Source organism: Pseudomonas sp. M20, assembly GCF_045037865.1.
Lineage (GTDB): Bacteria > Pseudomonadota > Gammaproteobacteria > Pseudomonadales > Pseudomonadaceae > Aquipseudomonas.
On the sequence record NZ_CP173611.1, the window covers coordinates 760735 to 781329 of the forward strand.

General features: G+C 59.1%; 21 protein-coding genes. 19 read left to right on the forward strand and 2 right to left on the reverse strand.

The window, feature by feature from the left end; translation table 11 throughout:
• Positions 1-198: 198 nt before the first annotated feature.
• On the reverse strand, positions 199-3444 hold the full coding sequence (rne, locus tag ACI514_RS03425) for a ribonuclease E (RefSeq protein WP_160059016.1): 3246 nt from the start codon (positions 3442-3444) through the stop codon (positions 199-201).
• 699 nt (positions 3445-4143) lie between these two features.
• Between rne and rluC the strand changes: the two genes are divergently transcribed.
• From rluC to sppA, 3 genes are read left to right on the forward strand one after another with little or no spacing between them, the layout of a single operon-like run.
• Complete coding sequence (rluC, locus tag ACI514_RS03430; protein WP_405123088.1) at positions 4144-5103, forward strand: 23S rRNA pseudouridine(955/2504/2580) synthase RluC; 960 nt, start codon at positions 4144-4146, stop codon at positions 5101-5103.
• Positions 5090-5752: an HAD-IA family hydrolase gene (locus ACI514_RS03435; RefSeq protein ID WP_160059015.1), complete on the forward strand. Its 663-nt coding sequence runs from the start codon at positions 5090-5092 to the stop codon at positions 5750-5752. Before rluC ends, ACI514_RS03435 begins: the two co-directional genes overlap by 14 nt.
• 24 nt (positions 5753-5776) lie before the next feature.
• Entirely contained in the window at positions 5777-6766 is a 990-nt protein-coding gene (gene sppA, locus ACI514_RS03440) for a signal peptide peptidase SppA (protein ID WP_160059014.1), read from the forward strand.
• 85 nt (positions 6767-6851) lie between these two features.
• On the opposite strand, the gene ACI514_RS03445 is transcribed toward sppA, so the two are convergent.
• Entirely contained in the window at positions 6852-7430 is a 579-nt protein-coding gene (locus ACI514_RS03445) for a nucleoside triphosphate pyrophosphatase (protein ID WP_160059013.1), read from the reverse strand.
• Between the two features lie 105 nt (positions 7431-7535).
• Here ACI514_RS03445 and ACI514_RS03450 point away from each other — a divergent pair, with 105 nt between their 5' ends.
• The 16 genes from ACI514_RS03450 to ACI514_RS03525 all read left to right on the forward strand — a co-directional run bounded on the left by ACI514_RS03450 (position 7536) and on the right by ACI514_RS03525 (position 20580).
• Positions 7536-8063, forward strand: coding sequence for a YceD family protein (locus ACI514_RS03450; protein ID WP_160059012.1), 528 nt, complete (start codon positions 7536-7538; stop codon positions 8061-8063).
• 13 nt (positions 8064-8076) lie between these two features.
• Complete coding sequence (gene rpmF / locus ACI514_RS03455; RefSeq protein WP_003179396.1) at positions 8077-8259, forward strand: 50S ribosomal protein L32; 183 nt, start codon at positions 8077-8079, stop codon at positions 8257-8259.
• A gap of 4 nt (positions 8260-8263) precedes the next feature.
• Positions 8264-9274: a phosphate acyltransferase PlsX gene (gene plsX / locus ACI514_RS03460; RefSeq protein WP_160059011.1), complete on the forward strand. Its 1011-nt coding sequence runs from the start codon at positions 8264-8266 to the stop codon at positions 9272-9274.
• A gap of 123 nt (positions 9275-9397) precedes the next feature.
• Positions 9398-10336: an ACP S-malonyltransferase gene (gene fabD, locus ACI514_RS03465; RefSeq protein WP_160059010.1), complete on the forward strand. Its 939-nt coding sequence runs from the start codon at positions 9398-9400 to the stop codon at positions 10334-10336.
• A 16-nt stretch (positions 10337-10352) separates the two neighbouring features.
• The gene (fabG, locus tag ACI514_RS03470; RefSeq protein WP_008086267.1) at positions 10353-11096 is read left to right on the forward strand and encodes a 3-oxoacyl-ACP reductase FabG; all 744 of its coding nucleotides are present in this window, start codon (positions 10353-10355) and stop codon (positions 11094-11096) included.
• Between the two features lie 196 nt (positions 11097-11292).
• Positions 11293-11529, forward strand: coding sequence for an acyl carrier protein (gene acpP, locus ACI514_RS03475; protein WP_003442511.1), 237 nt, complete (start codon positions 11293-11295; stop codon positions 11527-11529).
• A 111-nt stretch (positions 11530-11640) separates the two neighbouring features.
• Positions 11641-12885, forward strand: a complete 1245-nt coding sequence (gene fabF, locus ACI514_RS03480; RefSeq protein ID WP_093435430.1) for a beta-ketoacyl-ACP synthase II — start codon at positions 11641-11643, stop codon at positions 12883-12885.
• Entirely contained in the window at positions 12885-13700 is an 816-nt protein-coding gene (pabC, locus tag ACI514_RS03485) for an aminodeoxychorismate lyase (RefSeq protein WP_160059009.1), read from the forward strand. Before fabF ends, pabC begins: the two co-directional genes overlap by 1 nt.
• Before the next feature lie 3 nt (positions 13701-13703).
• Positions 13704-14876 carry an endolytic transglycosylase MltG gene (mltG, locus tag ACI514_RS03490; RefSeq protein WP_160059008.1) on the forward strand — a complete coding sequence of 391 codons (1173 nt, stop codon included), beginning with the start codon at positions 13704-13706 and terminating at the stop codon, positions 14874-14876.
• Between the two features lie 19 nt (positions 14877-14895).
• Entirely contained in the window at positions 14896-15528 is a 633-nt protein-coding gene (gene tmk / locus ACI514_RS03495) for a dTMP kinase (protein WP_007908268.1), read from the forward strand.
• A complete protein-coding gene (locus ACI514_RS03500) occupies positions 15521-16504 on the forward strand; it encodes a DNA polymerase III subunit delta' (RefSeq protein ID WP_160059007.1) in 984 nt (327 codons plus the stop codon). The genes tmk and ACI514_RS03500 overlap by 8 nt, the downstream gene beginning before the upstream one ends.
• Positions 16505-16546: 42 nt before the next feature.
• Positions 16547-16903 carry a PilZ domain-containing protein gene (locus tag ACI514_RS03505; protein ID WP_007950801.1) on the forward strand — a complete coding sequence of 119 codons (357 nt, stop codon included), beginning with the start codon at positions 16547-16549 and terminating at the stop codon, positions 16901-16903.
• A 14-nt stretch (positions 16904-16917) separates the two neighbouring features.
• A complete protein-coding gene (locus ACI514_RS03510; RefSeq protein WP_160059006.1) occupies positions 16918-17709 on the forward strand; it encodes a TatD family hydrolase in 792 nt (263 codons plus the stop codon).
• 351 nt (positions 17710-18060) lie between these two features.
• The gene (locus ACI514_RS03515; protein ID WP_160059005.1) at positions 18061-18699 is read left to right on the forward strand and encodes a TetR/AcrR family transcriptional regulator; all 639 of its coding nucleotides are present in this window, start codon (positions 18061-18063) and stop codon (positions 18697-18699) included.
• 137 nt (positions 18700-18836) lie between these two features.
• Positions 18837-19805 carry a GTP 3',8-cyclase MoaA gene (locus tag ACI514_RS03520; protein ID WP_160059004.1) on the forward strand — a complete coding sequence of 323 codons (969 nt, stop codon included), beginning with the start codon at positions 18837-18839 and terminating at the stop codon, positions 19803-19805.
• Between the two features lie 169 nt (positions 19806-19974).
• Positions 19975-20580, forward strand: a complete 606-nt coding sequence (locus ACI514_RS03525; protein WP_007908280.1) for a DUF4823 domain-containing protein — start codon at positions 19975-19977, stop codon at positions 20578-20580.
• The last annotated feature ends 15 nt before the right edge of the window (positions 20581-20595 follow it).

A 20595-nucleotide genomic window follows, 5' to 3' on the forward strand; every position in this document is an offset into this window, starting at 1 on the left:
CTTTCAAGGTACACCGACCTGAAACTTCGAGTCGAACTCCGGCCTTGAAGCACACGGAGATCGGCTCCCTTTCCCCCTCGCCCCGTGGGGAGAGGGCTGGGGTGAGGGGGTTGGATCTAGAGTCCACCACAAAAAATCGAGGCATAAAAAAGCCCCGCCAGGTTTTCACCGGGCGGGGCTCTTTATTGGCTTTGGAAATTACACGAGTGGTTTAGGCTCGTGTTCTTTTTCCTCGGCTTCCTGGTGCTGCTCGACCGCGTCCTGAACGGAGCGTGGTGCTTCAGCGATCACCGCTTCGACAACCGCTTCTTCAGCGACCGGGGCAGGCGCTGCCTCGACCACTTCAGCAACCGGAGCAGCAGCGGCAGCCAGTTCGGCTTCCTTCTGCAGACGCTCTTCTTCACGCTTGCGACGACGCACTTCACGTGGGTCGTTCGGCGCGCGGCCGCTTGGTGTCAGGGCGCTGACCGGAGCCGGTGCTTCAACCACTGGAGCTGGCGCTTCGGCAACGACAGGTGCTTCGACAACCGGTGCTGGTTCAGCAACGACCACTGGCTCGGCAACTTTGCTCTCTTCAACCACAGGAGCTTCAACCACCGGGGTTTCGAACACTGGCGCTTCAACAACCGGTGCCTCAACCACTGGCGCTGGTGTTTCAGCAACAGCCGGCTCGGCGACCCAGTTGAAAGCGGTCTGCTCTTCGCGAACTTCACGCACGGTTTCGGTCACGGTTTCAGCGACGGTTTCAACCACCGGCTCGGCAACCACGGCTGGAGCTGGCTCTACCTGAGGCAGGGTTTCCTGAACCGGTGCCACTTCGACTTCCGGAGCAGCAATCACTTCCACTGGCGTAGTCGCTTCAACAACTGGCGCTTCCACTGGAGCAGTTTCCTGCACAGTGGCGGTGGCGAGTTCAGCTTGCTCGTGGGCTTGGGCTTCCGCCGGAGCACTGATCACGGTGCTGGCAACGGCTGCGGTAACAGCCAGGCCTGCGGCCAGATCGGCGGTGCTTGGCTCTTCAGCGTTTTCGCCGGCTTCGGATTCTTCCGAACCTTCTATCACGTTACCGTTGGCATCACGCTGACGCTCACGACGGTTGCTGCGACGACGCTGACCGCGCGAACGACGACGTGGACGATCGCCTTCGGCGTTCTCCGAACCGTCTTCCGGCAGTTGCTCTTCGTTGCTGTTCACTTCTTCTTCAGCGACGGCAGCAGCGGCCTGTTCGGCGCGTGGCTGACGCTCTTCACGCGGCGGACGCGGTGCGCGTTCTTCACGTGGCTGACGGGCCGGACGCTCTTCAGCGACAACGGCTGCGGTAGCTTCAGCCACTGGAGTGGCGTCCAGAGGCTCGCGCAGTTCACGTACACGTTCTTCACGCTCGCCACGTGGCTTGCGGTCTTCACGCGGTGCACGTGGAGCACGTTCTTCACGCGGAGCACGAGGAGCGCGTTCTTCACGGGCAACTGGCGCTTCGGTACGGGCTTCACGAGGCTCGCGGACTTCACGGGCTTCACGTGGCGCGCGCTCTTCGCGTGGCGCACGTTCTTCACGTGGGGCACGTTCTTCACGTGGGGCACGTTCTTCGCGCGGCTTGCGTTCTTCATCGCGGCGACCGTTACGGTTGCGGCTCTGCTGACGACCGTTGCGACGCTCTTCGTTGCGGGCCGGACGTTCGGCGGCTGGTTTTTCAACCACAACCGGAGCGGCTGGCTCTTCTTTGGTGGCGAACAGGCTGACCAGCGATTTCACCAGGCCTTTGAACAGGCTTGGCTCTGGCGCGGTAACCGGGGCCGGTGCTGGAGCGGCAGGCGCGGCGGCTTCGGTCGGAACCGGAGCGTTGGCACGGGCCGGTGCAGTTTTAACGGCTGCTTCCTGGCGAACCAGGGTGCGGGTCGCAGCGGCTGGCTGAACTTCTTCGACTTCAGCAGCGGCAGCAGCGATTTCGTAGCTGGACTGGTTGGTCGCGGCTTCCGGGCTGTCGTCACGCAGACGCTGAACTTCGAAATGCGGGGTTTCGAGGTGGTCGTTCGGCAGAATGATGATGCGGGCACGGGTGCGCAGTTCGATCTTGGTGATCGAGTTGCGTTTTTCGTTGAGCAGGAACGCGGCGACCGGGATTGGCACCTGAGCGCGCACTTCGGCAGTGCGGTCTTTCAGAGCTTCTTCTTCGATCAGGCGCAGGATCGCCAGCGACAGCGATTCAACGTCGCGGATGATGCCGGTGCCGTTGCAACGCGGGCAGACGATGCCGCTGCTTTCGCCCAGCGACGGACGCAGGCGCTGACGGGACATTTCCAGCAGGCCGAAGCGCGAGATGCGGCCGATCTGCACGCGAGCACGGTCGGCTTCCAGGCATTCGCGGACTTTCTCTTCCACGGCGCGCTGGTTCTTGGCAGGGGTCATGTCGATGAAGTCGATGACGATCAGGCCGCCGATGTCGCGCAGGCGCAACTGACGGGCGATTTCTTCGGCGGCTTCAAGGTTGGTCTGCAGAGCGGTTTCTTCGATGTCGCTGCCTTTGGTGGCGCGCGCCGAGTTGATGTCGATGGACACCAGGGCTTCGGTCGGATCGATGACGATGGAGCCGCCGGAAGGCAGTTCAACGACGCGCTGGAAAGCGGTCTCGATCTGGCTTTCGATCTGGAAACGGTTGAACAGCGGCACGCTGTCTTCGTACAGCTTGATCTTGCTGGCGTACTGCGGCATCACCTGGCGGATGAAGGTCAGGGCTTCGTCCTGGGCTTCAACGCTGTCGATCAGCACTTCGCCGATGTCCTGGCGCAGGTAATCGCGGATCGCGCGGATGATCACGTTGCTTTCCTGGTAGATCAGGAAAGGCGCGGAGCGATCCAGCGAGGCTTCTTTGATGGCGGTCCACAGTTGCAGCAGGTAGTCGAGGTCCCACTGCATTTCTTCGCTGCTGCGGCCCAGGCCGGCAGTGCGCACGATCAGACCCATGTCGGCCGGTGCAACCAGGCCGTTCAGCGCTTCACGCAGTTCGTTGCGCTCTTCGCCTTCGATGCGACGGGAGATGCCGCCGGCACGCGGGTTGTTCGGCATCAGCACGAGGTAACGACCGGCCAGGCTGATGAAGGTGGTCAGGGCTGCGCCCTTGTTGCCACGTTCTTCTTTTTCGACCTGAACGATGACTTCCTGGCCTTCGCTCAGGACGTCCTTGATGTTGACGCGGCCTTCAGGAGCTTTCTTGAAGTATTCGCGGGAGATTTCTTTGAGGGGCAGGAAGCCGTGGCGCTCGGAGCCGAAATCGACAAAGGCAGCCTCAAGGCTTGGTTCGATGCGAGTGATGCGGCCTTTATAGATGTTGGCCTTCTTCTGCTCGCGTGCACCGGATTCGATGTCCAGGTCGTAGAGGCGTTGGCCATCTACCAGTGCAACACGCAACTCTTCGGGTTGAGTTGCGTTAATCAGCATTCTTTTCATGTAGTACCGTCGGTTTCCGGGCTGCCGGAAACGGCGTTCGGCACACACGACTTCTCACGGTCGGTGTCAGGTGCGTCGGGAGTGGTTGGCCATTCCCGTGTCCAGCGATATGCGGCCAATTGGGCCGATATAGCGACGTACGCGTCCTGCTTGCTGTGGCTACTTAAGCACTCAGTCAGGAGGAGGAATCAACCAGCGGCTGTGGACGAGATGAAGCGTCTTGATAAAGCCTATTGCTACACAGTCCAGCGGTTGTGCATCTCCACCCTACACGTATCCCTGATAATTCGGGTGCTGCCGCGCGCAGAATCCGCAGCGGGTTGGCATTTACCGTGAGCTCCGAAAGGGGAGGTCACGCATCATGGCTAATTCAGGCGTTGTTTCCGAAGCATTCGCTCGGGGTCATCTGCAGCTGACTGCACTTTGTGAACTGGCCTTGAATGTGTGCCTGCCAGGCGAGTAAAAACTCCGCTCGGCGGTGTAATTCAGGCCTCATGTCACCTGCGCTTGTTACAACTGCAAACTCCACCGTTACGTAGCGAAAGCCCCGTAGGACGGCCTCGCGTCCTGGTGAATTGCGTTGGTCAGGGCCGGTTTTTGACCGTGGTTCCTCTGTCCAGGCCGCTTTTGGCGGCGTTCGCGACTATAGCAGTAATGATTAAGTGCTTCAATTCCATAAAAATTGTTATCATCCGCGGCATGACAACTACTGCCCCTTCGACTCCAGGCGTTCAATTGCTTGAAGTCTCGCCGGAGTATGCCGGCCAACGAATCGACAATTTCCTCCTCGCTCGGCTCAAAGGCGTGCCCAAGACCTTGATTTACCGCATTTTGCGCAAAGGCGAAGTGCGTGTGAACAAAGGTCGGATCAAGCCCGAATACAAGCTGCAGGCTGGCGATATCGTGCGCGTGCCGCCGGTTCGCGTGCCTGAGCGCGATGAGCCGGTGCCGCTGGCACAGGGTCTGTTGCAGCGCCTGGAAGCTTCGATTGTCTTCGAAGACAAAGCCCTGATCGTGATCAATAAGCCCGCCGGCATTGCGGTTCACGGCGGTAGTGGCTTGAACTTCGGGGTGATCGAAGCCTTTCGTCAGTTGCGTCCCGATGCCAAAGAGCTGGAATTGGTACACCGTCTCGATCGTGATACCTCCGGCCTGCTGATGATCGCGAAAAAGCGCAGCATGTTGCGCCACTTGCACGAGCAATTGCGCGGCGATGGCGTCGACAAGCGCTACATGGCGCTGGTGCGTGGCAACTGGGCGACCTCGATCAAGAAAGTCAGTGCGCCGTTGCTCAAGAGCAATCTGCGTTCCGGCGAGCGCATGGTTGAAGTCAACGAAGAAGGCAAAGAAGCCCTGACCATGTTCAAGGTGCTGCGCCGTTTCGGTGATTTTGCCACCATGGTCGAGGCTAGACCGGTTACCGGTCGTACCCACCAGATTCGCGTGCACACCTTGCATGCTGGCCATTGCATCGCTGGCGACAGCAAGTACGGCGATGAGGATTTCACCAAGGAAATCCGTGATCTGGGCGGTAAGCGCCTGTTCCTGCACGCTTACATGCTGACCGTGCCGCTGCCCGATGGTGGCAAGCTGACCTTGCAGGCACCGGTCGATGAAATGTGGGCCAAGACCGTGGAGCGATTGAGTGCGCCCATCTGATTACAAGCTGCTGATTTTCGATTGGGACGGCACGCTGGCCGATTCCATCCATCGGATCGTCGAGGCGATGCACTCTGCATCCGGGCGCTCCGGTTTCGAGTTGCGTGATGATTTTGCCGTCAAAGGCATTATCGGTCTGGGCTTGCCCGAGGCGATTCGCACGTTGTACCCCGAGATCAGCGATGCCGAAATGACCTTGTTTCGCGAGTATTACGCCGATCACTACATCGCTGCAGAGGCCGTGCCTTCGCCGTTGTTCGAAGGGGTAGTCGAGTCGATGGCGTCGTTTCGTGAGCAGGGCTATCACCTCGCTGTCGCCACCGGCAAAAATCGTCGCGGCCTGGATCGGGTGCTCAAGGCCAATGGCTGGGAAGATTATTTCGATATCACCCGCGCTGCCGATGAAACTGCCAGCAAACCGCACCCTCTGATGCTGGAGCAGATCCTTGCGCATTGTGGTGTGCGTCCGCAGCAGGCGCTGATGGTTGGTGATTCGTCCTTCGATCTGCTGATGGCGCGTAACGCGGGGATGGATTCGGTCGCGGTCAGTTATGGCGCGCAATCGATCGAATCGCTGCAGCAGTTCGAGCCACGTCTGTCGATCGACCGTTTTTCTGAATTGCATGCCTGGCTGGGGCAGCAGGCTTAATACGTTTTTGCTGGGGTGGATGGCATGACCGACGAATGGAAAGCACCGGCCAAGGCAAGTGCCGACGGCGGTGACGAGAAAAGCTGGAAGCTGTTGGAAAAGACCCTGCTCGCCGGTGTGCAAGAGCAGCGTCGTTCGCGGCGTTGGGGGATCTTCTTCAAGCTGCTGACATTTGTTTATCTGTTTGTTGCGCTGATTTTGTTCACGCCGCTGATGGACATGGAAAAAAGCGCCGCGCGCGGACCGAACTACACCGCGCTGATCGACGTCACCGGCATGATCGCCGACAAAGAGCCGGCCAGCGCCGACAACATCGTCGGCAGCCTGCGCGCGGCGTTCGAGGACAAGAAGGTCAAGGGCGTGATCCTGCGGATCAACAGCCCGGGCGGCAGTCCGGTGCAGTCGGGTTATGTGTATGACGAGATCAAGCGTCTGCGCGGCCTGCACCCGGAGATCAAGGTGTATGCGGTGATTTCCGATCTGGGTGCGTCCGGTGCTTATTACATCGCCAGTGCGGCGGATCAGATTTACGCCGACAAGGCGAGTCTGGTCGGTTCGATTGGTGTGACGGCGGCCGGTTACGGTTTTGTCGGCACCATGGAGAAACTTGGCGTCGAGCGTCGTACGTACACCTCGGGCGAGCATAAGTCGTTCCTTGATCCGTTCCAGCCGCAAAAGCCTGAAGAGACAGCGTTCTGGCAGAGCGTGCTCGATACGACGCACAAGCAGTTCATCAACAGCGTCAAGCAGGGGCGTGGTGATCGTCTGAAAGACAAGGATCATCCAGAGCTGTTCTCTGGGTTGGTCTGGTCGGGCGAGCAGGCGCTGCCGCTGGGATTGATTGATGGTCTGGGCAATGCCAGTTCGGTGGCGCGGGATGTGATTGGCGAGAAGGAGCTGGTGGACTTCACCGTTCAGGAATCGCCGTTCGATCGCTTCTCGAAGAAGCTCGGTGCCAGTGTCGCTGAGCAGTTGGCGATGTGGATGGGGTTCCACGGGCCTTCGTTGCGCTGATTCGTTGTAAAGATCAAAGATCGCAGCCTGCGGCAGCTCCTACACAGATCGGTGTAGGGGGTGCCGCAGGCTGCGATCTTTTGCTTTACGGGATCTGCACGCCTTCGATCAGCAGCATGTCGATCAGGCGAATCAGTGGCAGGCCGATCAGGCTGGTGGCGTCAGGGCCTTGGGTGGACTGAAACAGGCTCACGCCAAGGCCTTCCGCCTTGAAGCTGCCTGCGCAGTCGTAAGGTTGTTCAATGCGCAAGTAACGTTCTATGCGCGCCTGATCCAGTGTGCGCATGTGTACGGTGAACGGCACGCAGTCGACCTGGCATTGCCCGGTTTTGCTGTTAAGCAGGGCCAGGCCGGTCAGGAAGGTCACGCTGGCGCCACTGGCGGCCATCAATTGTTCGCGAGCCTTTTCGAAAGTATGCGGCTTGCCGATAATCTGCTCGCCGAGCACGGCGACCTGGTCCGAACCGATAATCAGATGAGCGGGGTGGCTGTCGGCCAATGCCCGGGCTTTTTGTTCGGCGAGGCGTTTGACCAGTTCGATCGCTGATTCATCTGGGCGGTGGCTTTCATCGATATCCGGCGAGCTGCAGACGAACGGCAGGTGCAGGCGGGCGAGCAATTCGCGACGATATGTCGAGCTTGAAGCGAGTAATAAAGGCAGCATTCGCGTCTCCTGAGGCAGATGCGAATTCTAGCGGAGGCACGCAAGTGACGGACAGGGCACAATTTCCTTTGACATGGGTGGGTGCATCCCTATAATGCTGCGCCTATGTTGAATGACCCGATTCCACCTCACGTTGACCCGCGCAAATTGGCTGATCGTGGCACCACCCTTCAAGGTGAAATGCTGCTGGCCGATTTGGAGAGACTCTGCGACCCGCTTTCCGACAATGTCGGTACGGTGCAGGCGAAATTCGTTTTTGAACGAGATGAACGTAAATCTGTGGTAATTCACAGCTTTATCGACACCGAGGTCAAAATGGTTTGCCAGCGTTGTCTTGAGCTGGTCACCCTGCCGATCCACAGCGAATGCAGTTATGCTGTGGTGAAAGAGGGTGCGAATACCCAGTCGTTGCCGAAAGGTTATGACGTGCTGGAACTGGGCGAAGATCCATTGGATCTGCAGTCACTGGTCGAGGAGGAGCTTCTGCTCGCCTTGCCCATTGTGCCTGCTCATCATCCGGAAGAATGCCAGCAGCCGGCGGGTCTCGATGAGCCCGAACCGAGCGAGGACGAGTCAACGCGGTCCAACCCGTTCAGTGTATTGGCGCAGTTAAAGCGTGACCCAAACGTTTAGGAGTTAATCAATTATGGCTGTTCAGCAGAACAAAAAATCCCGCTCTGCCCGTGACATGCGCCGTTCGCACGACGCTCTCGAGGCTAGCACCCTGTCTGTAGAAAAAACCACTGGTGAAGTTCACCTGCGTCACCACGTATCGCCAGAAGGCGTATACCGTGGCCGTAAAGTGATCGACAAGGGCGCTGACGAGTAATCACTTGTCCGCTCAGGTCATCGCGATTGACGCAATGGGCGGGGACTTCGGTCCCCGCAGCATTGTTCAGGCCAGCCTTGCTTGCCTGTCTGCTACGCCCTCGCTGCACCTGACCCTCGTCGGTCAACCCTCCCTTCTTGAAGAATTGCTCAACGGCCAATCGGCTGCCGATCGCGCGCGCCTGACGATTGTTGCGGCCAGCGAAGTCATCACCATGGACGAAAAACCGACCCAGGCGTTGCGTGGCAAGCCGGATTCGTCGATGCGTGTCGCTCTCGAACTGGTGCGTGACGGCAAGGCTCAGGCGTGTGTCAGTGCCGGTAATACCGGTGCGCTGATGGCGCTGTCGCGTTTTGTGCTGAAGACGTTACCCGGTATTGATCGTCCGGCGATGGTTGCCGCGATTCCGACGCAGAAGGGTTATTGCCAGTTGCTCGATCTGGGCGCCAACGTCGATTGCAGTGCCGAGCATCTGCTGCAGTTTGCGGTAATGGGCTCGGTGGCGGCGCAGACGCTGGGTATTCATCGCCCACGCGTCGCGCTGTTGAACATCGGAACCGAAGACATCAAGGGCAATCAGCAGGTCAAACTCGCTGCGACGCTGTTGCAGGCTGCTCGCGGTATCAACTATATCGGCTTCATCGAAGGCGACGGTTTGTATCGTGGCGAGGCCGATGTCGTGGTGTGTGACGGTTTCGTTGGCAACATCCTGCTCAAGTCCAGCGAAGGTCTGGCGACGATGATCGCGGTGCGTATCGAGGCGTTGTTCAAAAAGAACGTCGCTTCCCGTGTGGTCGGTGCCTTGGCGCTGCCATTGATGAAGCGCTTGCAGGCGGATCTGGCGCCAGCGCGACATAACGGCGCGAGCTTTCTCGGTTTGCAGGGCATCGTCGTGAAAAGTCACGGTTCGGCCGGGGTGCAGGGCTTTCAGAGTGCGATTCAGCGGGCGCTGATCGAGATTCAGGAGAATCTGCCTGAGCGCCTCCACGGTCGTCTGGAGGATTTGTTGTCTTAGGCGTTTTCGTCGGACAATGCTTAAATGTGACCGCCCGGTTCAAAGGGCCATCCAACTGTCAGTTTCTTGCGTCCCCCAGCGGGGCGTCATTTTCCGACGACAAGATCATTAGGGGCTTGTTACATGTCTGCTTCCCTCGCATTCGTCTTTCCAGGACAGGGTTCGCAGTCCCTCGGCATGTTGGCCGAGCTGGGCGCGGAATATCCGTCGATCCTCGAAACGTTCAAAGAAGCTTCTGAGGCTCTGGGCTATGACCTGTGGGCGCTGACCCAGCAGGGCCCGGAAGAGCTGCTCAATCAAACCGATAAAACCCAACCTGCCATTCTGACCGCTTCGATCGCCCTGTGGCGTCTGTGGCTGTCTGAAGGTGGTGCGCGTCCGGCTTTCGTTGCCGGTCACAGCCTGGGTGAATACAGCGCGTTGGTCGCTGCTGGCAGCCTGACACTGGCTGACGCGGTGAAGCTCGTTGAGCGCCGTGGTCAACTGATGCAGGAAGCGGTTCCGGCCGGGCAGGGTGGTATGGCTGCCATCCTCGGTCTGGAAGACGCTGACGTGCTGGCGGCCTGCGCTGAAGCTGCGCAAGGTGACGTGGTCAGTGCCGTCAACTTCAACTCGCCAGGTCAGGTGGTGATTGCCGGTGCCAAGGCAGCCGTTGAGCGGGCCATTGAAGGCTGCAAGGCCCGTGGTGCCAAACGCGCCATGCCGTTGCCAGTGAGCGTGCCATCGCACTGCGAGCTGATGCGCCCGGCAGCCGAACGCTTCGCCGAATCCATTGCCGCCATCGACTGGCAGGCGCCGCAGATCCCGGTCGTACAGAACGTCAGCGCGCAAGTGCCGGCCGATCTGGAAACCCTCAAGCGTGACCTGCTCGAACAACTGTACAAGCCAGTGCGCTGGGTCGAGTCGGTACAGACTCTGGCCGCCAAGGGCGCGACCAATCTGGTCGAATGCGGCCCGGGCAAAGTCCTGGCCGGTCTGAACAAGCGTTGCGCCGAAGGCGTCGCGACATCCAACCTCAATACCCCAGACGCTTTCGCTGCCGCTCGTGCAGCGCAAGCCTGAATCAGGAGAAACTTGCATGAGTCTGCAAGGTAAAGTTGCACTGGTCACCGGTGCAAGCCGCGGTATCGGCCAGGCTATCGCACTGGAACTGGGTCGTCAGGGCGCCATCGTTGTTGGCACCGCGACTTCCGCTTCGGGCGCTGAGCGCATTGCGGCAACCCTGAAGGAAAACGGTATTCAGGGCACTGGCCTTGAGCTGAACGTTACCAGCGATGAATCGGTCAGCGCAGTACTGGCGAGCATTCAGGAGCAGTTCGGTGCGCCAGTGGCGATCCTGGTCAATAATGCCGGCATCACCCGCGATAACCTGATGATGCGCATGAAAGACGATGAGTGGTACGACGTGATCGATACCAATCTGAACAGTCTATTCCGCCTGTCCAAGGGCGTTCTGCGCGGCATGACCAAGGCGCGTTGGGGGCGAATTATCAGTATTGGCTCGGTGGTGGGTGCCATGGGCAACGCAGGCCAAGTAAACTATGCAGCCGCCAAGGCCGGTCTGGAAGGTTTCAGCCGTGCAATGGCGCGTGAAGTCGGTTCGCGTTCGATTACGGTCAACTCGGTAACTCCAGGGTTTATCGACACCGATATGACGCGCGAGCTGCCTGAAGCACAGCGTGAAGCCTTGCAGACGCAGATTCCGCTGGGTCGTCTGGGACAAGCTCAAGAGATCGCGTCTGTGGTCGCTTTTCTTGCATCCGACGGTGCGGCATACGTCACTGGGGCTACAATCCCGGTGAACGGTGGGATGTACATGTAAGTAAAATGTGACGGATTGCTTCAAAAAAATGTCATACGAGCTGTCTAAAATCCGTTATAAAGCTGCAATCTATTTATAGGCAGAGGGCTGCAGGGTTTGAGGAGTGAAGCTTTCAGTTGAAAAACTGAAAAGTCTTTCTATACACTTACCCACTGGCCAGCTGCCTGAATTTGTCCATTAGGAGTGAAAACAAGGTATGAGCACCATCGAAGAGCGCGTCAAGAAAATCGTTGCCGAGCAACTGGGTGTTAAAGAAGAAGAAGTGGTTAACACCGCTTCCTTCGTAGAAGACCTGGGTGCCGACTCCCTTGACACCGTTGAGCTGGTGATGGCTCTGGAAGAGGAATTCGAGACCGAAATCCCTGACGAAGAAGCTGAGAAGATCACTACTGTACAAGCTGCAATCGATTACGTTACCAACCATCAGGCGTAATAGCTTGTAATCGTTGTTTGCTGTCATGGAAAAACCGCACTGCCATCATGGCGTGCGGTTTTTTCTTTAGGCCTGATGCAAAGTCGTCGTCATTTGAAAAAGGAGAGTGCTGTGTCGCGTAGACGCGTCGTAGTCACCGGTATGGGTATGTTGTCGCCACTGGGCACGGATGTGCCGAGCAGTTGGCAGGGCATTCTGGCTGGCCGCAGTGGCATTGGTCTGATCGAACACACCGACCTTTCTGCCTATTCCACCCGCTTTGGCGGCTCGGTAAAGGGCTTCAATGTCGAGGAATACCTGTCGGTCAAGGAAGCGCGCAAGCTCGACCTGTTCATTCAGTACGGCCTCGCCGCAGGCTTTCAAGCCGTGCGCAACGCCGGTCTGGAAGTCACTGACGCCAACCGTGAACGCATTGGCGTGGCCATGGGTTCGGGGATCGGCGGTCTGACCAATATCGAAGAAACCAGCCGTACTCTGCATGAGACGGGCCCGCGTCGAATCTCGCCATTCTTCGTGCCAGGCTCGATCATCAATATGATTTCCGGTTTCCTGTCCATCCACCTGGGGGCACAGGGACCTAACTACGCCATCGCCACTGCATGTACCACCGGTACGCACTGCATCGGCATGGCGGCACGCAACATCATGTACGACGAAGCCGACGTGATGATTGCCGGCGGTGCCGAAATGGCCGCATGCGGTCTGGGCATGGGTGGCTTCGGCGCGTCCCGTGCGCTGTCGACCCGCAATGACGAACCGACCCGCGCCAGCCGTCCATGGGATAAGGGCCGTGATGGTTTCGTCCTGTCCGACGGTGCCGGTGCACTGGTTCTCGAAGAGCTGGAACACGCCAAGGCGCGCGGCGCGACCATCTATGCTGAACTCATCGGCTTTGGCACCAGTGGCGACGCGTTCCACATGACCTCGCCACCTGCCGACGGCGCCGGTGCAGCACGCTGCATCACCAACGCGCTGCGCGATGCGAAGATCAACGCCGATCAAGTGCAATACATCAACGCTCACGGTACTTCGACTTCGGCCGGCGACCTCGCCGAAGCCAATGCGATCAAGACCGTGTTCGGTGATCACGCCTACAAACTGGCAGTGAGCTCGACCAAATCGATGACCGGTCACCTGTTAGGTGCGGCGGGCGCGGTTGAAGCGATCTTCAGCGTTCTTGCGATCAACAGCCAAGTGGCACCGCCGACCATCAACCTCGATGAGCCGGATGAAGGCTGCGATCTCGATTTCGTGCCGCACACTGCGCGCAACATGGACATCGATGTCGTGCTGTCCAACTCCTTCGGTTTTGGCGGCACCAACGGCACCTTGGCGTTCCGCCGGTTCGCAGGCTGATGGACAGCTGGGTCGACGGTCAACCGGCTGACACTCTGTCGCTGAAAGATCGCGGCCTGGCTTACGGCGACGGTCTGTTCGAGACCATCGCCGTGCGTAGGGGCCAGCCGATCCTGCTGGATCGACACCTGACGCGCCTGGCCGATGGCTGCTCGCGTCTGGCCATTGCGGCGGATATCGAGCTGATCCGTCACGAGCTGCTGAGCTATGCGGCAGCGATGGGCGAGGGCGTGCTCAAGCTCATCCTCACCCGTGGCGACGGTTTGCGCGGTTATGCGCCCGACCCGACGGCGCCGGGCCGCCGCATTCTGCAAGGCAATCCTCCAGCGGCTTATCCTGCTGTGCATGCTGAACAAGGCGTTCGCCTGTTCCCGTGCAGCACCCGCCTGGCCAAGCAGCCGTTACTCGCCGGACTCAAACACCTCAATCGCCTTGAACAGGTTCTCGCCCGTGCCGAATGGCAGGACAGCGAGCACGCCGAGGGCTTGATGCTTGATCAGGTCGGTCGAGTGATCGAGGGTGTGTTCAGTAATCTGTTTCTGGTGCGTGACGGTGTGCTGATCACACCGGACCTGAAGCGCTGTGGCGTCGCCGGTGTGATGCGCGCCGAAATATTGTTTCAGGCCGAGTCACTGGCCATTCCCACGCAGATCGCCGACATCAGCCTCGAACAGCTGCAATGGGCCGATGAAGTGTTTGTCTGCAACAGCGTGTATGGCGTCTGGCCGGTACGCGCCTGTGCTGCACTGAGCTGGCCGGTTGGCCCGCTCACCCGTAAACTGCAAACCATTGCCCGCGCCCTACTGGATGCCTGATTTGTGAGACGTAAACTTTTGCTGCTGCTGGAAACCGGACTGGTTCTGGCAGGGCTGTTGATGGGCGCCAGCGCCTGGAAGATTCACTCTGCACTGGAACAGCCTCTGAACATCACGCAGGAAGAACTGCTGGATGTGCCGAAAGGCTCCACTCCGACCCGTACGTTCCTTTCCCTCGAAACCGATGGCGTCATCAAGGACGCGTTCTGGCTACGTGTCTATTGGCGCTTCAACCTCGCCGGTACACCGATCCACAGCGGCGAATACCGCATGCAGCCGGGTATGACCGTCAACGGTCTGATCGACTTGTGGAAGCGTGGCGAAGTGGTGCAGTACAGCCTGACGCTGGTCGAGGGCTGGAATTTCCATCAAGTGCGCGCCGCGTTGGCCAAGGATGACAAGGTCGAGCAGACCCTCAACGGTTTGAGTGACAGCGATGTCATGGCCAAAATCGGCCATAAAGGTCTGTTTCCGGAAGGCCGGTTCTTCCCCGATACCTACCGCTTCGTGCGTGGCATGTCTGATGCCGAGTTGCTGAAGAAAGCCTTTGATCGCCTCGATGAAGTGCTGGCGAAAGAGTGGGAAAGTCGTTCTGCCGATGTGCCGTACACCGAACCCTATCAAGCGCTGATCATGGCGTCGCTGGTCGAGAAGGAAACCGGCGTGCCGCAGGAGCGTGGGCAGATTGCCGGTGTCTTCGTGCGTCGCATGGCCCTGGGCATGCAGTTGCAGACCGATCCGACCGTCATCTATGGTCTGGGCGATCGCTACACCGGCAAGTTGACCCGTGCACATCTGAAAGAGCCGACGGCGTATAACACTTACGTGATCCCCGGCTTGCCGCCGACGCCGATCGCGATGGTTGGCCGCGAAGCGATTCACGCGGCACTGAACCCGGTGGACGGCACCAGCCTGTACTTTGTTGCGCGTGGTGACGGCAGTCATGTGTTCTCTGACGATCTCGATGCCCATAACAATGCGGTGCGTGAGTATCAGCTCAAGCGTCGTACGGATTACCGCTCCAGCCCTGCGCCGGCGACAACGCCTGAAGCAGCTCCCGCTGTCGAGGATGCGATTCCTGCAACATCTCCGGATACAGCGCCGGAGTCGTTGCCACAAGTTGCACCACAGGCGCCAGCGCCGACTCCAGAAGCCGAACCACAAAACACGCAATGACGTTGATTAAGGACTGCCTGTGACTGGCTTGTTTATTACCCTTGAAGGCCCTGAAGGCGCCGGCAAAAGCACCAACCGCGAATACCTTGCCGAGCGCCTGCGCGCCGCCGGTATCGAAGTGGTGCTGACCCGAGAGCCTGGTGGCACGCCGCTGGCCGAGCGGATCCGCGAAGTGCTGCTGGCGCCGGCCGACGAAGTCATGAATCCGGACGCCGAGCTGTTGCTGGTATTCGCCGCACGTGCCCAGCATCTGGCCGAAGTGATTCGCCCGGCCATGGCCCGAGGCGCGGTGGTCCTGTGCGATCGCTTTACCGATTCCACTTACGCCTATCAGGGCGGCGGTCGCGGCTTGTCGCTGGAGCGCATCGCCGCGCTGGAGACCTTTGTGCAAGGTGATCTGCGCCCGGACCTGACGCTGATTTTTGATCTGCCGGTGGAAATCGGTCTGGCCCGCGCCAGTGCCCGTGGTCGTCTGGATCGTTTTGAATTGGAAGGTCGGGCGTTTTTCGAGGCCGTGCGTAGCGCTTTCCTCAAACGTGCCGAAGCCGATCCTGCGCGCTATGTGCGCATCGATGCCGGTCAGCCATTGGCCAAGGTTCAACAATCGCTGGATACCCTGATTCCTAATCTGCTGGAGCTGGCCCGTGGCTGAGGCCTACCCGTGGCAGGACAGCCTCTGGCAACAATTGGCCGGGCGTAAGCAGCACGCGCACGCCTATCTGTTGCATGGTCCGGCCGGTATCGGTAAACGTGCGTTGGCCGAACGCCTGATGGCCAGCCTGTTGTGCCAGCGGCCGACGCCGGAAGCCTGCGGCGAGTGCAAATCCTGCCTGCTGCTCAAGGCTGGCAGCCACCCTGATAATTACATCCTCGAACCGGAAGAAGCCGATAAGGCAATCAAGGTCGATCAGGTGCGCGATCTGGTCAGCTTCGTGGTGCAGACTGCGCAGATGGGCGGGCGCAAAGTGGTGCTGATCGAGCCGGTCGAGTCGATGAACATCAACGCCGCCAACGCCTTGCTGAAAAGCCTTGAAGAGCCGTCCGGCGATACGGTTTTGCTGTTGGTCAGCCATCAGACCAGCCGTTTGCTGCCGACGATCAAGAGTCGTTGTGTGCAGCAGGCCTGCCCGTTGCCGGGCGAGGCGATGAGTCTGCAATGGCTGGCTCAGGCGTTGCCGGATTGCTCCGAAGAGGAACGTGTCGAACTGCTGACGCTGGCCGCCGGTTCGCCGCTGATGGCGGTCAGTCTGCAATCGCAGGGCGTGCGTGAACAACGCGCGCAAGTGGTCGAAGGCGTGAAGAAGCTGCTCAAGCAGCAGCAATCGCCGACGCAACTGGCGGAGGAATGGAAAAGCATTCCGATGCTGCGTCTGTTCGACTGGTTCTGCGATTGGTCGAGCCTGATCCTGCGTTATCAATTGACTCAGGATGAAGCCGGCCTCGGTCTGACCGACATGCGCAAAGTCGTGCAGTACCTGGCGCAGAAAAGTGCGCAAGGCAAAGTCCTGGAGATTCAGGACTGGATTCTCGCCCAGCGACAGAAAGTCCTGAGCAAGGCCAACCTCAATCCGGCCTTGCTGCTGGAAGCGTTGTTGGTGCAATGGGCGGGATTGCCTGGTCAAAGATAAGAATGTGTACCTAGACTCTGAACATCAGTAGTGGAGGTCAACATGAATGAACCTGTCAGCCCGGGGCCGCGCAACGGCATTTTGTCCCTGACCATCAAGGACAAGTCGGTGCTCTACGCCGCCTACATGCCATTCATCAAGAACGGTGGCCTGTTCATCCCGACCAACAAAAGTTACAAGTTGGGCGACGAGGTGTTCATGCTGCTCAACCTGATGGATGAGGCCGAGAAGATCCCGGTGGCCGGCAAGGTCGCGTGGATCACCCCGAAAGGGGCGCAAGGCAATCGCGCGGCCGGTGTCGGCGTGCAGTTCAACGACGGCGACAACACCGCGCGCAGTCGCATTGAAACCCATCTGGCCGGAGCGCTTAAATCCGACCGTCCCACTCATACGATGTAAGTAGCCGTCTTTTTATGCTCGTAGATTCCCATTGTCACCTTGATCGCCTCGACCTCGCCGCCCACGACGGCTCGCTGAGTGCTGCACTCGATGCGGCCCGTGAGCGCGGAGTAGGGCACTTCCTGTGCATCGGCGTGAGTGCTGACAACGCCGCCGACGTCAAAGCTCTGGCTGAGCGTTATGACGATGTCGATTGTTCGGTCGGCGTTCATCCGCTGGATGTGCAACCCGGCGCGGCGCCTGCGCTGGACTGGCTGCTGCACGAACTCAATCACCCGAAAGTGGTGGCGATCGGTGAGACCGGCCTCGACTATCACTACGAACCGGAAGCCGCTGAGCTGCAGCAGGCGTCGTTTCGTCTGCACCTGCAAGCGGCGCAGCAGACTGGCAAACCGGTGATCATCCACACCCGTGGCGCCCGCGCCGACACTCTTGAGCTGCTGCGTGAAGCAGCCTTGCCGCAGGCCGGTGTGCTGCATTGTTTTACCGAAGACTGGGACATGGCCAAAGCTGCACTGGACATGGGTTATTACATTTCCCTGTCGGGCATCGTCACCTTCCGTAATGCCGATGCGTTGCGCGATGTCGCGAGCAAGGTCCCGGCGGATCGTCTGCTGGTGGAAACCGATTCACCGTATCTGGCGCCGATTCCCTATCGCGGCAAGCCCAACCTGCCGCAATACGTGCGCGAGGTGGCGGAATTCCTGGCGATGTTGCGCGGTGAAAACTACGAGCGTTTTGCCGAGCAGACCACCGAGAACTTCAAGCGTCTGTTCCCGCTGGCGAGTGTTAAATCTGCCCTGTAGCCGATGGCCAAATCGCAGGCAAAAAAAACCCGGGTTCTGGGGGGTGAATCCGGGTTAAGACCATTAGGAGTAAAACAAAGGCACGCGGTCCCTTGGTACCTTTATCGGCGCGACACTTGGGGGAGATATCGCCCGACAGTTCAAGTATTGATCAGTCTGGCGTGCAGTCCAGTGAGCCGGTCGGGGTTTTTAAACAAATTTGGAATACGTTCGCTTCAGTTGAGTTCTCATTGCGCCCAAAACGTTCTCAAAATGAACAAGAAACACAGATATGGTCGGATGATCCGTGCATTTTTGCGCAAGTTAGGCATAATACGCGGCTTCGAATTTTGACCCTTCAGACCTTTTCTTATGCACAAAGAACCTCGTAAGGTCCGTGAGTTTCGTCGCCGCGAGCAAGAAATTCTCGATACCGCGCTCAAGCTGTTCCTCGACCAGGGTGAAGACAGTGTCACCGTCGAGATGATTGCTGATGCCGTGGGTATCGGCAAAGGCACGATCTACAAGCACTTCAAATCCAAGGCCGAGATCTATCTGCGCCTGATGCTTGATTACGAGCGCGATTTGAACGAGCTGCTGCATTCGGCCGATGTCGACAAGGACAAGGAAGCGCTGTCCCGCGCCTACTTCGAATTCCGCATGCGCGACCCGCAGCGCTATCGCCTGTTCGACCGCCTCGAAGAGAAGGTGGTCAAGGGCAATCAGGTGCCGGAGATGGTCGAGGAGCTGCACAAGATCCGTGCCTCGAACTTCGAACGCCTGACCTTGTTGATCAAGGGCCGCATCAGCGAAGGCAAACTCGAAGACGTGCCGCCGTACTTCCACTACTGCGCAGCCTGGGCGCTGGTGCACGGCGCTGTGGCGCTGTATCACTCGCCGTTCTGGAGCAATGTGCTGGAAGATCAGGAAGGTTTCTTCCAGTTCCTGATGGACATCGGCGTGCGCATGGGCAACAAGCGCAAGCGCGATCCGGAAATCCCAAGCAGCTGAACCATTCAGTTGCCTTATTGCGCCATGATTTCGCTACATGTCGCAGTACCGCAGGAATATACTCAGGCATAGGGCTTGCTAAAACTTGATTTGTGAGTCAAGTTTTAGCGGCTCGAAATTCTTTCGCCGGAGTGATCATGATCGTTGACCGACAAGGCAGGCGTTTTCGCAATTTGCGGATCAGTCTGACCTCAGCCTGCAATTACGCGTGTACCTACTGCGTGCCCAACGGCAAGCGGTTGGTGGCTGCGCAGGATGAACTGTCGGCCGAAGCCATGGCCCGCGGCGTGGCGTATCTGATCGAAGCCGCCGGCATCGAACGGCTGCGCATCACCGGCGGCGAGCCGCTGGTCAGCCCCAAACTCGAATCGTTCATGAGCGCCGTCGGCAAGATGGGCCTGGACGACATCAGCCTGACCACCAACGGTCAACTCCTGGCGAAAAAACTCCCACTGCTGGTGGATGCGGGTCTGCGCCGGATCAACGTGTCCCTCGATACCCTCGACGCCAGCGCCTTTCGCAGCATCGCCCGTGGCGGCGATCTGGCCACTGTGCTCGACGGCATGGATCAGGCGAAAGCGGCGGGGATGAAGATCAAGGTCAACATGGTGCCGTTGCGCGGGCAGAACCTTGATCAAGTCATGCCGCTGCTGGATTACTGCCTGGAACGCGGATACGAATTGCGCTTCATCGAGTTGATGCGCATGGGCCATCTGGCCAAGGACAATAATGCGTTCCTGCAACAGTTCGTCAGCCTGCAACAGCTGCTGGCGCTGATTGGCGAGCGTTATGAGTACGCGCAAACCGACGCACCAGTGGACGCTACGGCCGTGCGTTACGCAATTCCCGGTTTAGGCAACTTTGGTGTGATCGCCAACGAAAGCGTGCCGTTCTGCCGGACCTGCTCGCGCTTGCGCTTGTCGTCGACCGGTTGGCTGCATGGCTGCCTGTCGTCGAGTAACCGCCACTATGTCGGTGATCTGCTCGACAAGCCGCGCCATCAGGCGTTGCCGGCGCTCCAGCGTTTGCTGGTCAAGGCGTTGGGGGACAAGCAGGAAGTGGCGTTCTCTGGCGGCGCTACCGTCATGAAAATCATCGGCGGCTGAACAACCGCTTTCGCGAGCAGGCTCGCTCCCACCTTGGGATGTATTCCCCTGTGGGAGCGAGCCTGCTCGCGAATACGATTTAACCATCAACAAATTTCTTGAGCTGGCGCAAAAGCTGCATCCAACGGCCATTCGCCGGTTTTCCGTCACCGGCCTCTGGAGGAATAGGATGCGTAGCCTGGTTTTGCTGCTGGCCGTTTTGGCGCTTGGCGGCTGTATGACTGTCAGCGATATGGCCGAAGGCACTCGCTATCAGATGAGCGACGCGGGCTTGCTGGATCACAGCGACAGCCGCCGCGTGAATAACTTCCGCATTCAGCCGGACTCATTTATCTACATCGCCCAGGGTGCCTTCGCGCCGCCGGGTGGTTCCTACCCGCGCCCGAACGTAGTGGCTGAAGAGGCCTTCAAGGGCTTCGTCGAATACTTCCCGATGGTCCGCCGCGCGCGTGCGCCAGAAGGCCTTGATCAGGCGATGGGCGAAGCTCGCGATGCCGGTGCGCACTACCTGCTGTACACGCGTTTCGCCAAGGCTGACGACCGCATCGGCAATTCCGATGAGTGGCTGGATGAAGAAGCGGTCGATCGCCTCGGCATCGACGGCGGCGTGATTCAGATCATGTTGATCGAGACCAGCACCCAGTATTTGATTGATACTGCACGGATCAAGAGTCGTGGCGGTTTACTGACGTTCCACGACAGCAAGCCCGAAGACCTGATCGGCCCGCCGCTGGCGCAGTACGCGCGCAGTCTGTTGGGAGTCGGCGACCAATAATTCAAGGAGAACGCC

What these genes read in the sequence shown, in the direction of transcription:
- sppA (WP_160059014.1), top strand. Translation starts at nt 5,777, where the DNA reads ATGACCGACGAATGGAAAGCACCGGCCAAGGCAAGTGCCGACGGCGGT.
- ACI514_RS03445 (WP_160059013.1), bottom strand. Translation starts at nt 7,430, where the DNA reads ATGCTGCCTTTATTACTCGCTTCAAGCTCGACATATCGTCGCGAATTG.
- acpP (WP_003442511.1), top strand. Translation starts at nt 11,293, where the DNA reads ATGAGCACCATCGAAGAGCGCGTCAAGAAAATCGTTGCCGAGCAACTG.
- fabD (WP_160059010.1), top strand. Translation starts at nt 9,398, where the DNA reads ATGTCTGCTTCCCTCGCATTCGTCTTTCCAGGACAGGGTTCGCAGTCC.
- ACI514_RS03510 (WP_160059006.1), top strand. Translation starts at nt 16,918, where the DNA reads ATGCTCGTAGATTCCCATTGTCACCTTGATCGCCTCGACCTCGCCGCC.
- ACI514_RS03515 (WP_160059005.1), top strand. Translation starts at nt 18,061, where the DNA reads ATGCACAAAGAACCTCGTAAGGTCCGTGAGTTTCGTCGCCGCGAGCAA.
- rpmF (WP_003179396.1), top strand. Translation starts at nt 8,077, where the DNA reads ATGGCTGTTCAGCAGAACAAAAAATCCCGCTCTGCCCGTGACATGCGC.
- ACI514_RS03505 (WP_007950801.1), top strand. Translation starts at nt 16,547, where the DNA reads ATGAATGAACCTGTCAGCCCGGGGCCGCGCAACGGCATTTTGTCCCTG.
- pabC (WP_160059009.1), top strand. Translation starts at nt 12,885, where the DNA reads ATGGACAGCTGGGTCGACGGTCAACCGGCTGACACTCTGTCGCTGAAA.
- rluC (WP_405123088.1), top strand. Translation starts at nt 4,144, where the DNA reads ATGACAACTACTGCCCCTTCGACTCCAGGCGTTCAATTGCTTGAAGTC.
- ACI514_RS03450 (WP_160059012.1), top strand. Translation starts at nt 7,536, where the DNA reads ATGTTGAATGACCCGATTCCACCTCACGTTGACCCGCGCAAATTGGCT.
- rne (WP_160059016.1), bottom strand. Translation starts at nt 3,444, where the DNA reads ATGAAAAGAATGCTGATTAACGCAACTCAACCCGAAGAGTTGCGTGTT.
- fabG (WP_008086267.1), top strand. Translation starts at nt 10,353, where the DNA reads ATGAGTCTGCAAGGTAAAGTTGCACTGGTCACCGGTGCAAGCCGCGGT.
- ACI514_RS03525 (WP_007908280.1), top strand. Translation starts at nt 19,975, where the DNA reads ATGCGTAGCCTGGTTTTGCTGCTGGCCGTTTTGGCGCTTGGCGGCTGT.
- ACI514_RS03520 (WP_160059004.1), top strand. Translation starts at nt 18,837, where the DNA reads ATGATCGTTGACCGACAAGGCAGGCGTTTTCGCAATTTGCGGATCAGT.